Source organism: Neochlamydia sp. EPS4, from assembly GCF_000813665.1.
In the GTDB taxonomy this organism is placed as follows: domain Bacteria; phylum Chlamydiota; class Chlamydiia; order Chlamydiales; family Parachlamydiaceae; genus Neochlamydia.
The window spans coordinates 59228-73519 of sequence record NZ_JSDQ01000028.1 but is presented as its reverse complement, the minus strand read 5'-3'; the positions used below and the strand labels follow the sequence as shown (position 1 = coordinate 73519).

Sequence of the window (14292 nt, the reverse complement as noted above, 5' to 3'; positions counted from 1 at the left end):
CTGCTATAGGATTTTTGAAGAAAACCTTCAAGTAAAAAAATTAACCACTACTTTTTTATTTTAAACAAAACTAACAGAAATAATTCTATTATTATTTATTCATTATTATGCTATAATCTACACTTGTTAATAAAAAAAGAGTTTAATTATGGATAATAATAAAAAAATAAATATCCCTAACTATCATTTTAGAGATCCTTTAGTGGCTCAAGAAGCAGTAGCCCCTAAAGTTTATGGTACTATTCCTTCTTCTTGCTCATCTAAAACCCATGCGTGTGCCCTAGCATCTTTTAAAATTCGTATTTCATCTTCCCTTAAAGTATTAAAAAGGAATATTACCCTTGGTTGGGAAGTCTTCGTATCGATTATAAAAGAAGGTTTTACTAAGCTTTTACAGTTAATATCTGACCTGGCTCACCGCATTCTGCATATAAGACGACTCTCCTATCATGGGCTTTTAGAAAGTGTGGCAACCATAGAGAATTCACAAACAGATTGGAGCCTTAACCTAGCGCTGTTGAAAAATTCCTATAAGAAAACACAGGATCCACAATTAAAGAAACAAATCGAGTTCATGGCCACCAATTATCTGGAAAAATCTGCCCCTATTTATCTTAACATGATGAAATTATTACAAAGAAAAATTGGCGTATTATTTCAGGTGGGACCTTATACGAATTATCATTACCATCGCATGGGATTTCGGCAAAATCCAGGACTAGGAGCAGAAATTAATAAAAATTTAGCATTTACCCATAAGAGTCCTCTCATTCTTACCGATACTACCGAGGTTACTCAATTTTTTCCTTTAAACTTTCATGTGATTGATAGTGCAATTTCAGAAGCTGAGTGGGAAACTACACTCACTCAAGCCTTAAATGCACATTTTTCCAAGTTTGCCAAAGAACCACGCCAAGCTTTTTCACAAGCGATGAATGTAAGCTTATTAGTGGATTTAACTTTTTCTTTGGAAGACTTAGTTAAAACTAATGGAAAAAGAGAAAAGGAAGAAGCTTTTGAAAAGCAATTGAATTCGATACGTACAAGCCTTAATTGCTCATTTGATAGGTCCATTGAAAAATTTAGAATGCAGCATCCTGAATTGAGTAAAATTTCTACAAGTAAATTTAAAAAATTATTGCAACAAAATAGCACCTGCATTTGCAGACTAACGCTTGACGAAATTGCGGGCATTAAAGTTTTACCAGTCTTTACCGACTTAAAAGGTAAAAAAATTCTTCAAAAGCATCCTGCCTTTTTAGATTTTATTGAGCAAACCGGCTTGTATATCGGCGCTATTAACATGCGTAAACATATTCTTAATGGCTTTAATATTAGACCCGATATTAAATACCCTATTAAAGGCCCTGATGCTAAAGATATTCCTAACAAAGATGTTTATTTTCCTGGTAAGCTTGATTTAACTAAGCTAGCACTCTTTGAAAGATTCTTAGCAAAAGTTTCCTCTCCAGAGATGCATGCTTACTCTCCTCATCTAGCTATTTTAGGCGAATCTACCTTGCATCTTTTAAGGGGTCTACTTAATGAAATCAGCGATAAGCAGTGGAAAAAGCTTCAAGGACATCCAATAAAACGTGAAATCATTCAAACCTCATTGTTTAAAATAAAAGAGCATCTGGCCACAGCAGAACTTTTTATGGACGATTATAGTAAGTATGCGCAAGAAATTGAGTTGGTTCATTGTGAAATTGCCAACCTTTTAACGCTTATAGCCCCTTTTGAAGAAAAAGCATTTCCTACTATTTTGCCAAAGCAGTTAGCAAACGTTCCAGAAGAACTGCGCCCTTTGATAAAAGCAGGCCTAGGTAAGACGGCAGTCAACGTATTCGCTGGAATCAATGCGGCTTTATTAAAACTGAACCCTCACCCTACCCGAGTATTTAGTACAGGTTTTTATTATGAGCAAGCAAGCTTTATAGGCAACGACCAACGTATTGAGAATGCTTTGCAAGATAGAAACTTAAAGCAAATTGATCTATACGCTTGTCAATTTAATCCTAATATCGAAATTGATGCTAATCATACTCACTATGCGATAAGAGATATCAAAGAAGATATCCGACAAATACTGTGGCAAAAAAACGAAAATAAGCAACTTACTGTAGCGGTCGATTGCACAATCGATTATATCAATTCTCCTAAAGTCCACGATTTGCTTACCACTTTCCAGGAAGAGATAAAAGACGGTAAGTTAAACTTTGTCTTTTTCCGTAGTGGGCAAAAATTTGATATGTTTGGAATGGATAACTACTATGGATCTCCATTTTACATGGTTAATAATGGAAAAGCTCCCTGGGATGCTTTTAATTCCTTAACTAAAGACATTGCCCATAAAACGGATCAACTAAGCCTTCAATGGTTCTCTCTTGCTTATAAGTATACGACTGAGCAAATGGATAGTTATCGATCGGCTATTTTTAAAAATACTAGGGAAATTCTTGATGGTGTTCCCCCACTCCTTCAGCCTTTAGGCAAAGAGAGTAGCCAGAAGATACGCATTAGCACCGCAGATCCAGAGATGGAATGTTCCTTTATCGATATAAAACTCATAGGAAAAGGCCATGCCCTAAAAAGTAGGGCGATTATGGGGCTTTTCTACAGAAAATGCTTAGCGAAAGGGATAAAGGTACATTCCCGAGCTAGCTTTGGGTTTTATCACCCAAATTGCATCATTATTTCCGTTAATGCAGAAGAAGGCTCTAGCACTATAAGAATAAATCCAGGCTTAAATCCTGAAGAAAATCAGGTGATTGCAGGATTCATTAAAGAGCTAGTCAATGATGCTCGCCTTTAAAAATTTATGACTAGCTAGCTCCCTTATAAAGTTGTCATCCTCGGGTAGAGATGTGCACTTATAGGCTTTAAAAAAATTAAGCCTGCACACCCAATCCTCTAAAAGCTGTCTCTTTAATTAAAGAGAGACTTTGATAGAGTGTGCGATTGTATAAGGAGTAGCTAAAAAGCCTATCCTTCTTGAGCGTTTATGAGAATAGATAACAAACAATTCATCGATGCAATGTACAAGAAAATTATAAAAAAGCTTAAACAGGATGCTTAGAAAGAGGCAAAAAGAGAAGAAATTGCTAAAACAGCTTTTCCGCCTTCAGTAGAGAAAATTTATCAACAGGTAATCATGGCTTTTGCGAGGCCAAAAGTTTTTCTATATCCTTAAAAATCCTTTTAGCCTAGGACCGAGCAAGAATTGCTCATTTTCTTTAAGTTCAGGATGCACTTTTCAATGACAACAAAGGCATCTGTTTGTCACTAGATCGATTGGAGGTAGCAAGGGCTTAATTTCAAGAAGTTTGATCTGCTGCCAAGAAAAAAACTTATCAGTTCAGTCGCATGCATAGCAAAAGTAACAGTGTGGACAACCCTTCTACACTACGAACCTCATACGAGATAACTGCCCTAGCAGGTAACAACTCGCGGTTGGCCCCAGGATGATAAGGTCGATTTTCTGCTTGAGGTAATGATGAACAGCTAGCTTCTTGATCCGTCGTAAGTGGCTTGGAACTATTCTTAGAATATTGATCAAGCTGTTCTTCTAACTGAGCAATGCGCGCTTTCAAGTTTGTTGGTTACCTTTTCCCGTCTATTTAACCAAGGCTTTTAGCTGAGCATGTTTAGACCTTAGCTCTACATTTTCTTTAAATAGCTGCTCATATGAAGGCTATATGCTATTTATATGGATGCTTAAGTAAATATTAACCCTAGAAATTATTTTATTTATCAGGAATCTATTGATAGCCCCCCCCCCGGTGATCGCTTACGTCTTTTATAAACAAGGGTAAAATTATTTAAAACACCTTATAATATTATACGCTTTCAAGCCACTTCTTATGTAATCTCATACTTTATAAAATTACTCTCATTAAATAGAGAGGTAACTTTCAGAGGGTTAGGTATGCAGACTTAGTTTTTTTAAAGCGTATTATTACCTAAATACGGAGGCTAAAACGCTGCTTTAATTCAGGGAGATACTTTCCAGCAAGTTTCCATCCAGATTAAGATCTATCCCTGCGGGCAGCTGCTTTAAGCTTGCAGGCAAAACAGTTAGCTGGTTGTTGCTTAGGTAAAGAAGCCGCAGCTGAGAAAGAAGTCCTATTCCAGAAGGAAGGATAGCTAGTTTGTTGCGCCCTAAGAAAAGCTCTTGCAACTGAGAGAGCTGTCCTATTTCCTCAGGAAGAATGGTAAGTTGGTTATTGTTTAAATACAGCTCTTGCAGCTTAGAAAGTTGCCCAATTGTTGAAGGAAGAGTAGCTAGTTTGTTGCCACCTAAGAAGAGCTCTTGCAGCTGAGAGAGGTTTCCTATTTCTGCAGGAAGAATGGTAAGTTGATTATCATTTAAGTACAACCCTCGCAGCTTAGAAAGTTGTCCGATGGCTGCAGGAAGGGTAGTTAGCTTGTTGTCCCCTAGGAAAAGCTCTTGGAGCTGAGAGAGCTGACCTACCTCTGCAGGAAGCGAAGTGAGGTGGTTGCCGTTCAAGCAAAGCTCTTTCAGATTAAAAAGCTTTCCTATTTTTGCCGTAAGGGTGAATAGATGATTATCGTTTAATTTAAGCTCATGTAGCTGAGATAATCCCCCTATCTCGGGAGGCAAAGCAGTCAATTTGCTTCCTGTTAGCTCAAACCTCTTAATATTTTTGCTATACTTTTTGATCCAACCTTCAAAAAGCTCTCCTTTCTTTTCTAAAGGCAAGCCTTTGATGTCTGGTCGGTCTAAATATTTCTTATAGCCTGGAAGTCTGGACTCTATTAAAAGACGATTAATGTTTAAAAGAAGAGAAGTGTAATTAGCCAGGGTAAAATATTTTCTTTCTTCGATTTGCCCTTTAAATTCCAATGGAGCCAGAGATTTAGCTAGAGCGAAGGTTTGCCTAAAAATTTCCTTTACCTTTGCTAGTGTAGAAAGCCCAGCTGGTAGCTTGTAGAGTTTATCTAAAAGGTTAGCCTGCTCGGTAGCTTTTCGTTGAGGAAACCGCATTTTACCTATTTGCTTGTAAAGAGAGGGTATAACTTCATTAGCTAGAAGGTGTTGCCATCTTGTACAAACGCCAAATAAGGAAGGACTAGCGCAATCCTTTAAAATGTGGACTTGTATTTCATCAGGGAGAAGTTCAAGATTCATAGAAATTGGACTCATAGGTGGTCCTACTTATTAAGTTGTATATCTATTTTTGTGCTTTTTTATAAGATTAAATATATATATAAAAACAAAAAAAGCAAGCAAATTTTAGAAGCAGGACAAGCAAGAAAAGCTCCACAATTTTAGGTAAATAATCCTACTAGCAAGTATTCCAAGTATTTGTGCAGAGCAAAAAATGTCGCTGCCCTTTCCCTACCTACTTCCCCCTTATGCTCTAGTATAGGTCTTCTAATAAAATAACTTAAGAGCCATTAGGGCAATTAAAAAGAGATAATAGGGCTCTGTTTGTTAGCTACAGGTATGTCGCAGGCAACCGAATGCGATCGATCCAAATATAAATAAAGAAAAACTCACTTAAATTTTAAAGTTTTTTTTAGCCAAGAGGAAGCTAGATAATTAGCTATCTAACAAATGTCGGAGAGTAGCAAGAGCTTATAAGGAGTAAGGAGTTAAAAAATTAATTACCTAATATTTTAATTTCCAGAAAATTTATTTGATAGCTTTTAATTTGTTGATGACTAAGCTAGGAGTCAATAACTGAGGAAAAATAAAAGGCTCTTGCTCCTGCTGATAAAGCACATACAGGGGTACGCTATGACGCCCAAATTTTTGCAGCTCTTCCGTAATAGCGGCATCTTTTTTTGTCCAGTCAGCTTTCATCCGCACTACGCCCTGCTCGTTAAACTGAGCATGAACGTCCGCCCCTCCCAATATCATATGATTAGCTTGGCATATTAAACACCATTTCGCTGTAAAATCAACAAAAACAGGAATACCTTGAGAAGTTAACTCTGCTAGTCGTTGGGGAGAAAACTCTTCCCATATAACCTCTTGCTCGGCTATAGCAGGAGAAAAAGAGATAGAGGGGGAGGTAGCCTTAGAAGCATAAAGTAAAGCATATAGACTAGCCAGCAGTCCAAAGATGGCTACGCTTGTAGCAATCCTACAGCTTAATTTGGAATGAAGAGGGGTCGCCCAGCGCCCGTAAATCCAACAAGCCATACTTATCATAAAAAAGGCCCCTAATAACAGGATAAGAGCTAATGCATTTGTTTGAGCTGCAAAAACCCACATTAACCATAACACGGAAGCAAGCATGATAAAGCCCATGAATTGTTTAAAGGTCTCCATCCATTTTCCCGGCTTAGGTAAAAAACGCAGAAAAGAGGGGTAAGCAGATAGGATAAGATAAGGAGACGCCATTCCCATTCCTAAGGAAGTGAAAATCAAAAAAGACAAGTAGAAAGGTAAAGTCATAGCAAAACCCACTGCTGTACCCAAAAAGGGGCCCGTGCAAGGGGTAGCTATGAGCGTGGCTAGTACCCCGCTTAAAAAGGAAGCACCTCTTCCCTTTTTTGTCCCTTGATGCTGTAGCTGTCCGGCAAAAGAGCCCACTTTGATTCCTATTTCAAATACACCAAATAAGCTTAAACTAAAAATGAATAGGACCGCTGACAACAAAGCGACAAAAGCAGGCTCTTGCAGCTGAAATCCCCAGCCTACAGCATGGCCATAAGCCTTTAAAATCAAAAGCGCTGCAGACAATATCCAAAAAGAAACTAGAACGCCTGCACTAAACATCAAACCATGTTGTAAAGTCAACTGACGGCTTTGCCCCGACATTTTAACGAAGCTTAAAATTTTAAAAGAGATTACCGGCAAAACGCAAGGCATCAAATTTAAAAGCATCCCGCCCAAAAAAGCTAATATCAAAGCCATTCCCAATCCGCCCTCATAATCGCTGGATTTGGAGGACAAAGTGATATTCCAGGAGCGAGGGAAAGCCTCATTGAAAGCCCAGACAGAATTTTCTTTGTTAAGGTCTTGGATAGGCACAGCTACCTCGATAACTTCCGTGGCTATTTTTTCTGCCTGCTGGATAGTCAGAACTAAAACACCTTTAAGAACAGTTGTAGGCAACGAAGAATCTTTCTCTTTAAAGGCAATAGAGTAAGAAGAAAAAGAACTTTCTTGTAAGGAGATAGAAGGCTCTAAATGATAATCTATGCTTTGCCCCTCCTCGGGAAAGAAATAAATATTTAAAATTTTCTCTGCCGGCGCTAAGGAAGATGGCATGTTGAGCTCTATCAAATCATTGATACGCTTGGCCGTAATATTCCCACAAGTTTTTGGCAGCAAACGACGCGCTTGCTCGAAAATAGAGGTTAAAGACTTGTCCATGACTGGGGTAAAAGAAGTAGGGGTCAGGTTCATCTGCACTTTAGTTTCACCTGGCAAACAGGCCGAATCTGAACAGGCTAAGTATTTAATAGTCGCTCTAAACTTATAAGTGTCAGAATGATTGAGATTCTCGGGGGGGAAGATCTGGCACAACAAGTGCACCTCATTTTCATAGCCAAAGCCAATGGATGAAGGTGATTCAAAACGTTGCGGATAAGGCCATTGAAGCTCACCGGCTTTAAACCCAGGTGGCAGCTCCCAAGTAACCGAAACAGGCATGCCTGCATCTCCTGGATTTTTCCAATAAATATTCCACGAGGGAGCTATGGTAAGGCTAACTTTTATCCAAAAGGGCTCGGCCGCCTTAAAATTTATCGTTTCGGAATGCACATAAGCTTTAATAGGTAAAGAAGAGTCATTCACTAGAGGCTCGATTAAGCCAAGATTAGATGGAAATGAATGAAGTTGATTGACTTGAGAAGGATTTTCACTGTATAAGAGAGGGATGAAAATGATCAAAAAGCCGAGTAACCTATAAGTTATATGCCGGAATTTGACTGCCAATGTAAAACCCTTCTTTTTTAATTAAAGGCTATACTTTAAAGGATTTATGAATGAATGTAAACATTTTTATAGCTACTAATCCCTTTTATGAAGCCTATATACATTCTGATTTTTTAGGCAAATTGATCTTTATTGGTCTTCTTCTACTATCCATGATAACCTGGATTATTTTACTCCATAAAATCTGGCAAACCTACCAGGCAAGAAAACAAGCGGCTCGTTTTTATGATATCTTTCAGCTTCAGAAGCAAAATCCCTTGAATTTAGATTGTGAAGCTGCCAGTAGGGTAAAAAATAGCAACCCCTACATGGATCTTTATTCTCTTCTTAAAAAACAGACGATGGAAATCTTTAATAAAAATAAGTATGTGATGCAAAAAAATAGGGAGGCTGAACAAAGTGTACCGTTTCTTTCTCTTACGGATATTGATTTTATACAAGGCTCTTTAGCTACTCAAATCGCTCATCAAACTAAAAACTTAGAAAAAAACCTTTTTATCCTATCCACGGTGGTAAGCCTAGCTCCATTTTTAGGATTACTTGGCACTGTGTGGGGCATATTGACAAGCTTTTCTGACTTCCAGGTACAAGCATCAGGCAGCACGCCTCAAATGGTACTAGGTGGGCTTTCTCTTGCCTTGGCGACAACAGTTTTAGGGCTCATCGACGCCATTCCTGCTCTAATTGGCTATAATTATTTAAAACATGCTATTCGCGATTTTGAGATTGAAATGGAAAGCTTTGCCAACGAAATGTTGGGTGCTGTAGAGCTGCAATATAGAAAAGTGGACTTCTCATGAACAGGCGATTCATTCAGGCTTCTATCCATAAAAATATCGAAGAACCTACTGTTAATCTAACCCCTCTAATTGATGTGGTCTTTGTCATTTTAATTATATTTATTTTGATAGCTCCTCTGCTGGAGCTTGATAATGTAGAGCTTGCCCAGGCGGCCTCTGGCTTGCACGAAAGCAGCTCAAACTTTGTTCAAGCTAGCAGCCCTATCTCCATTCATGTGCGCAAAGATAATACTATTTGGTTTAATAAACAAATGGTGACTCTAGAACAATTATTTACCTTGTTAAAAGACGCCAAAAAACGTTATCCTGCTGCCCAGCCCCAGTTATATCATGACCGCACGGCCCACTTTGGAACCTATCAAGCCGTTAAGAATACAGCTGAAAAAGCAGGATTTACTCAATTAGATGTGATTCTTAAACCTGCCTAGTTTTTTAACTATTATGAGTAGTATCTACCTCCACGATAAGACGTTATGGCCAATCACTCTCGGGGTCATCATCATCCATGTTGGAATGATTTTAGGAATGATCTTGCTCCCTTTTTCCAAACAAGCTCCTCGCCAATACAACGAACGTCTAGTGGTGCATACAATTCCGCTCACTCCCCCAAAAATTCAAACAAAATCCTCTCCCCTCCCTAGTGAGAACAAAGAAAAATTGGCTCCAAATTCCAATATTCTTCCCAGTCCAAAATCTCCTGAAGAAATTGCTGCTAAACTTATTGCCTCTCCTCCCCCTATCCCTCTTAACGTAGAAGAAGTAAAACCTCACACAAGTTCTCCGGCTCCTACAGAATCTACTCAAAAAATTGAAACCCCTTCTTCAACCGATAAAAAAAACATAAAAGCTTTAAACTCTACCGCTATTCAACAGACGCCCAATAAAAAAGCAGTCCCTAAAAAAGAAAATGCAATTCCTCAATCCACCCCTTCAAAAACCGGCAAACCATCTATTAAGAAAGACAATACTAAAAAAAGCGTGAATCCTGCATCAACTGCAGCCAAGCCTGCTGAAAAAAAGCCGATAAAAGCCCCCTTAAAAAAGACTTCTGCAGAGGCTCAACGTGAAAGCCCTAATTCCCAAGCAAGCCCCGCAGCCAAGGAGAAACAGAAAAAACTTCTTGCAGCTGCCCAGGCCAGCCTTGCTAAGCTTGAGCAGAGCCGAGCTCATCGAAATGCTTCTTCCTCTCAAGCAAGTCAGACGGCACTCGCCTCAGCTGCTGCCATCCCTGCTTTGCAAACAGATACTCTCCCTGCAGCTTATACCCTTCCTTCTAGCGCAGTAGAGAGAAGCTATAGAGATGAGTTAGCTAGCCGGCTTAAACTTTTACTAAAATTACCTGAGCACGGGGAAGTGCAACTAAAATTAACAGTCGATCGCTTAGGCCGAGCCATCAAGGTAAATATCATTAAATCTCCTAGCCACTTAAATCGCCTCTATATAGAAAAAAACTTGCCTACGTTAAAATTTCCTCCTCTAGGAAAAGATTTTGCAAACATGTCGGAATATACTTTTATCATTCAATTAAGTAATGAATTATGACTTATCTAAAATATTATTTTATTATTTTCTTTCTTTTTTTAGCCTTTAAACAAAATCTGTCAGCCCTAGCAAACGAAGACAATGAAAAAATTGTAGTGAGATTAGCGACGGAAAGTAAGCTAATGCCTCTTTATCTAGCTCCCTTTTATCAAGAACATCCTGCCTTTACTGCTCATTACATCCAGCAGCTAGAGCAAATTTTACAATTTGACTTAAATCATAATGGCATGACCTTTACATTGAAAAATGAGTCTAAAGCCCCTATTGGCGACTTTCTTGATGCCGTTAATAGCTCTAGCTGGAAAAGCCTGAATGTTTACTATGTATTAAAAATATTGATTAAAGACAATCAAATGTCGGCAAGAATGCTTTCCATGAGCAGCGATCATGAAAAATCAGTAAATAATATTCCTTTAAGTGGAGACCTTAGCCAAGATCGCCGGCAAATACATCGTTTAGCCGATAGCCTCCATAAAAGCTTATTCGGCAATGAAGGAATAGCCAGCACGCGAATAATTTACACCTGCAAAACCTCGCATGGCCTTAAGTCTATTGCTGAAGTATGGGAAGCTGATTACGATGGCGCCAATGCCAGACAAATTACACATGAAAACAGTCTGATTGTTACCCCTACCTATATTCCTCCCCAACAAGGCCACGCGAGTGGAAGTATCATGTATGTTTCTTATCGAGCAGGGCAGTCAAAAATCTATATAGCTTCCTTAAAAGATGGAGTAGGCCGGCGCTTCAGCTTACTTAAAGGTAATCAATTAATGCCCGCTATTTCCAAACAAAGGGATAAGGTAGCTTTCATTTGCGACTATACCGGCAACCCTGATCTTTTCCTGCAAACGTTTGATCCTGAAAAAGGGGCTATAGGTAAACCTCAACAAATTTTTTCTACCTATCTAGCCACGCAAGGAACTCCTACCTTCAGCCCAGATGGAAGTAAAATTGCTTTTGTCTCTAACAAAGATGGATCGCCCCGTATTTATGTCATAGACATCCCAGCGCCCGGGGCAAGCCTTAAAAACATTAGAGCTCTCTTGATTAGCAAATCAAATCGTGAAAATACCGCCCCTGCCTGGTCTCCCGATGGCAGTAAGCTAGCTTATTGCGCAAAGAGCCACGACACCCGCCAAATTTGGATTTATGATTTTGACAAAAAGCAAGAAAGGCAAATTACTAAAGGAGGTGGTCATAAAGAAAATCCCACCTGGGCTCCTAATAGCTTACATCTTGTCTTTAACTCTGCGGACAATAATAACAGCGAACTTTATTTGATCAATTTGCATCAACCAGAAGCAGTAAAAATTTCCTCGGGAGAAGGTCTGAAGCGCTTTCCTGCATGGGAACCTAAATTTAGCAAATAGCTCGTTGCCTTATACTGCTAGTCAAGCTTTAAGTCCCCTGAGGGTGCTTTTCTTCCATCGGCTACTTGGCTTGATCCTCAAAGCTTTTGCTTTGACCCTGGCTAAATTTAAAAGGCTATAATAAACTCTACAAAATCGCTCCAACAAGAGCAAAAAATTTAAAGCCCAGTAGCAAGCCTTTTTAGAGCTTTTCAGGATCATACGCCTAAAACAGCTCGAAACATAAGCAACTTAATGTTAAAAGGATAAACTACCTAAAGCCTTTTTAGAAAGATAGGGTTTTCCTCCTATCTTTCCTTTGTAAAACAAGCTAATTAAAAAAGCTCTTTCAGAATATTTCCCCTTTTATGTTACTATCTCATTTTTATAATTATTTATAGCCACAAAGCCGAGGATTTTATGAAACTAGCTCCCTATTGCCTGCTTTTGAATATATTTCTCATTAGCTTATCCTTTACAAGCTGCAGGCGCACGAGCGATGATGTATGGGAAGATACGAAAACCGCTGGGCGTCATATTGGAAGAGGTGTTAAATCTCTTGGCGGTAAACATGGAGATTCACGCCAGGTCTATTCTCCTGACGAATTTTATACCATGGGTAAGCCAAGCAATTCTGCTAACATTTATGCTAACGAAGACTTTATACCGTTACAAGATCAGCCCCACGATGCCGAGTTAGCAATGGCAGAGTCTGTTAGCCAACAGCCGAGAGAAAATCCAGGTGATCCAGGCAGTACTATTCCCGACATTCAATTTTTCAAAGATCCTAGTACTATTCAAGGCCTTTCAGGTATTTTCCAAAGTATCAAATTTGATTATAATAGTAATTTGATCAAAGGACAGGAAAATATGACTATCTTACGCAAGGTAGTAGACTATCTGCAAAGAAATCCTAACACCTATATTTTTATTGAAGGGCATACTGACGAAAGAGGAGCAGAAGCTTATAACCTAGCTTTAGGTTCGCGTCGTGCTAACGCTGTTCGTAATGCTCTGATTGCCGAAGGCGCCAGTCCTGATAATATTTTTACGATCTCTTATGGTAAAGAACGTCCTGCCGTGATGGAAAGTCACGAAGAAGCCTGGGCACAAAATCGTCGAGCAGAATTTAAAATCTATCAAAGATAATGTTTATAGAAATCTTCTTTTCAAGGCTCAGGTTGCGGAAGCAACCTGGAGTGATAAAAACTATCATATTCCTTATCCTACCTTTAAAACTTTGCTGTTTAGGCAATATTGAAGCGGCCCCTACTCGTTATTATAACGATCAAACAGCCGTGGTTTTACGTGAAATGCGCGCTAATCTGGATGATTTGCGTCATGAGGTCAACAATCACGAAATTGAAATCAAAACCTATGATGAGAAAGTCCGTACTTTAGAAACGATTATCGACTCGATGCGTCAGCAATGGATAGAAGCAGGGCATGCGCAAACAGAAGCATGGAAAGATTCTTCTAAATCTCTGGAAATGAAATTTAATAGCCTCGAGCTACTTACTCAAGGGATAATTTCTGATGTTAAGCAGTTTAAAACCTACACGAATGAAATAGCGACCACACTCTCTCAGTATAAGCAAAAGCTCACGGAATTTGAAAAAATTATTGAATTTCAAAATCAAAACATCGACAGCCTGCATCAAGCGATCAAATCCGTTGCAGAGGCTTTAAATCCCACAAGCGGCCTTTCGGAAAAAGCTGAGCTTCCATCCGTTAGGATTTATAAGGTGGTACCCGGCGACACTTTAGAAAAAATTGCGCGTAAGCATCAAACGACTATTCAAGCCATTAAAGAGCTTAATGGCCTTTCCCATGATAAAATCGTTGTTGGCCAAAATCTTAGAATCCCATGAGTAATTCGCAAGCGATTGGAATTTTTGACTCAGGTATCGGCGGGCTAACAGTGATGAAACAAATCATGCATAAGCTTCCTCATGAAAAACTTATTTATTTCGGCGACTCGGCCAGGTTGCCTTATGGCGACAAAAGTGCCGATACAATTCTGCGTTATTCTATAGAAAACGCCATCTTTTTAATGGAACATCAAATTAAATTACTAGTCATCGCCTGCAATACAGCTTCAGCCTATGCCATGGATAAGTTGAAACAGATCCTTAAAATCCCTATTGTTGATGTGATTCAGCCAGGGGTGGAGCATGCCGCTAAAGCTTCACGCCACCTAAGAATAGGCGTGCTTGCTACGCGAGCGACCACTGAATCAGGTATTTATCCACAACAAATTAAAAAAAAGCTTCCTTCTTGCCAAGTTTACTCCATGCCATGCCCACTGTTAGTACCCCTTATTGAAGAGCATCTATTTGATCATCCGGCCACTCAACTGATTATTAAAGATTATCTTGCCCCTTTAAAGCAAAGCAGCATTGATACATTACTCCTTGGATGCACTCACTATCCTCTTCTTCGTCCTTTGATCCAAAAGGAAATAGGGCCGCATGTCTGTATCGTAGATTCGGCTAGCACCTGCGCAGAACATGTGTCACTCACTTTAGATGCTTATGATTTACATGCCTGCCCTGATGAAAAACCTTCTCATCGCTTTTATGTCTCTGATTATCCTGAAAAATTTCGCTTGCATGGCTCCAAGTTTCTTGGACATCCCATCGATAAAGTAAACATTCCTTTAAAAATGAAGTTTGAGATTTAA

The 14292-nt window shown here is 39.1% G+C and carries 11 protein-coding genes; 8 read left to right on the top strand and 3 right to left on the bottom strand.

The annotated features are described in order from the left end of the window. Positions 1–148 precede the first annotated feature (148 nt). Positions 149–2815, top strand: a complete 2667-nt coding sequence (locus tag DB42_RS02290) for a hypothetical protein (RefSeq protein ID WP_052435915.1) — start codon at positions 149–151, stop codon at positions 2813–2815. Positions 2816–3353: 538 nt separating this feature from the next. On the opposite strand, the gene DB42_RS11810 is transcribed toward DB42_RS02290, so the two are convergent. The 3 genes from DB42_RS11810 to DB42_RS02275 all read right to left on the bottom strand — a co-directional run bounded on the left by DB42_RS11810 (position 3354) and on the right by DB42_RS02275 (position 7915). Continuing rightward, positions 3354–3593 (bottom strand): DUF6444 domain-containing protein, encoded by a 240-nt coding sequence (locus tag DB42_RS11810; RefSeq protein WP_044881551.1) that lies wholly within the window; start codon positions 3591–3593, stop codon positions 3354–3356. Between the two features lie 395 nt (positions 3594–3988). After that, entirely contained in the window at positions 3989–5167 is a 1179-nt protein-coding gene (locus DB42_RS02280; protein ID WP_052435914.1) for a leucine-rich repeat domain-containing protein, read from the bottom strand. Between the two features lie 492 nt (positions 5168–5659). Next, positions 5660–7915: a protein-disulfide reductase DsbD gene (locus DB42_RS02275; protein ID WP_080502678.1), complete on the bottom strand. Its 2256-nt coding sequence runs from the start codon at positions 7913–7915 to the stop codon at positions 5660–5662. 50 nt (positions 7916–7965) lie between these two features. Between DB42_RS02275 and DB42_RS02270 the strand changes: the two genes are divergently transcribed. The 7 genes from DB42_RS02270 to murI all read left to right on the top strand — a co-directional run bounded on the left by DB42_RS02270 (position 7966) and on the right by murI (position 14292). Continuing rightward, complete coding sequence (locus tag DB42_RS02270; RefSeq protein WP_044881550.1) at positions 7966–8715, top strand: MotA/TolQ/ExbB proton channel family protein; 750 nt, start codon at positions 7966–7968, stop codon at positions 8713–8715. Continuing rightward, positions 8712–9143, top strand: coding sequence for a biopolymer transporter ExbD (locus tag DB42_RS02265; RefSeq protein ID WP_042239256.1), 432 nt, complete (start codon positions 8712–8714; stop codon positions 9141–9143). Before DB42_RS02270 ends, DB42_RS02265 begins: the two co-directional genes overlap by 4 nt. A 13-nt stretch (positions 9144–9156) precedes the next feature. Continuing rightward, positions 9157–10257: a hypothetical protein gene (locus tag DB42_RS02260; protein ID WP_155117383.1), complete on the top strand. Its 1101-nt coding sequence runs from the start codon at positions 9157–9159 to the stop codon at positions 10255–10257. After that, entirely contained in the window at positions 10254–11630 is a 1377-nt protein-coding gene (gene tolB, locus DB42_RS02255) for a Tol-Pal system protein TolB (protein ID WP_044881548.1), read from the top strand. Before DB42_RS02260 ends, tolB begins: the two co-directional genes overlap by 4 nt. A 399-nt stretch (positions 11631–12029) precedes the next feature. Continuing rightward, on the top strand, positions 12030–12758 hold the full coding sequence (locus DB42_RS02245) for an OmpA family protein (protein WP_044881546.1): 729 nt from the start codon (positions 12030–12032) through the stop codon (positions 12756–12758). A 50-nt stretch (positions 12759–12808) separates the two neighbouring features. Then, positions 12809–13480 (top strand): LysM peptidoglycan-binding domain-containing protein, encoded by a 672-nt coding sequence (locus DB42_RS10795; RefSeq protein WP_238578974.1) that lies wholly within the window; start codon positions 12809–12811, stop codon positions 13478–13480. After that, positions 13477–14292, top strand: coding sequence for a glutamate racemase (gene murI / locus DB42_RS02235; protein WP_044881544.1), 816 nt, complete (start codon positions 13477–13479; stop codon positions 14290–14292). Before DB42_RS10795 ends, murI begins: the two co-directional genes overlap by 4 nt.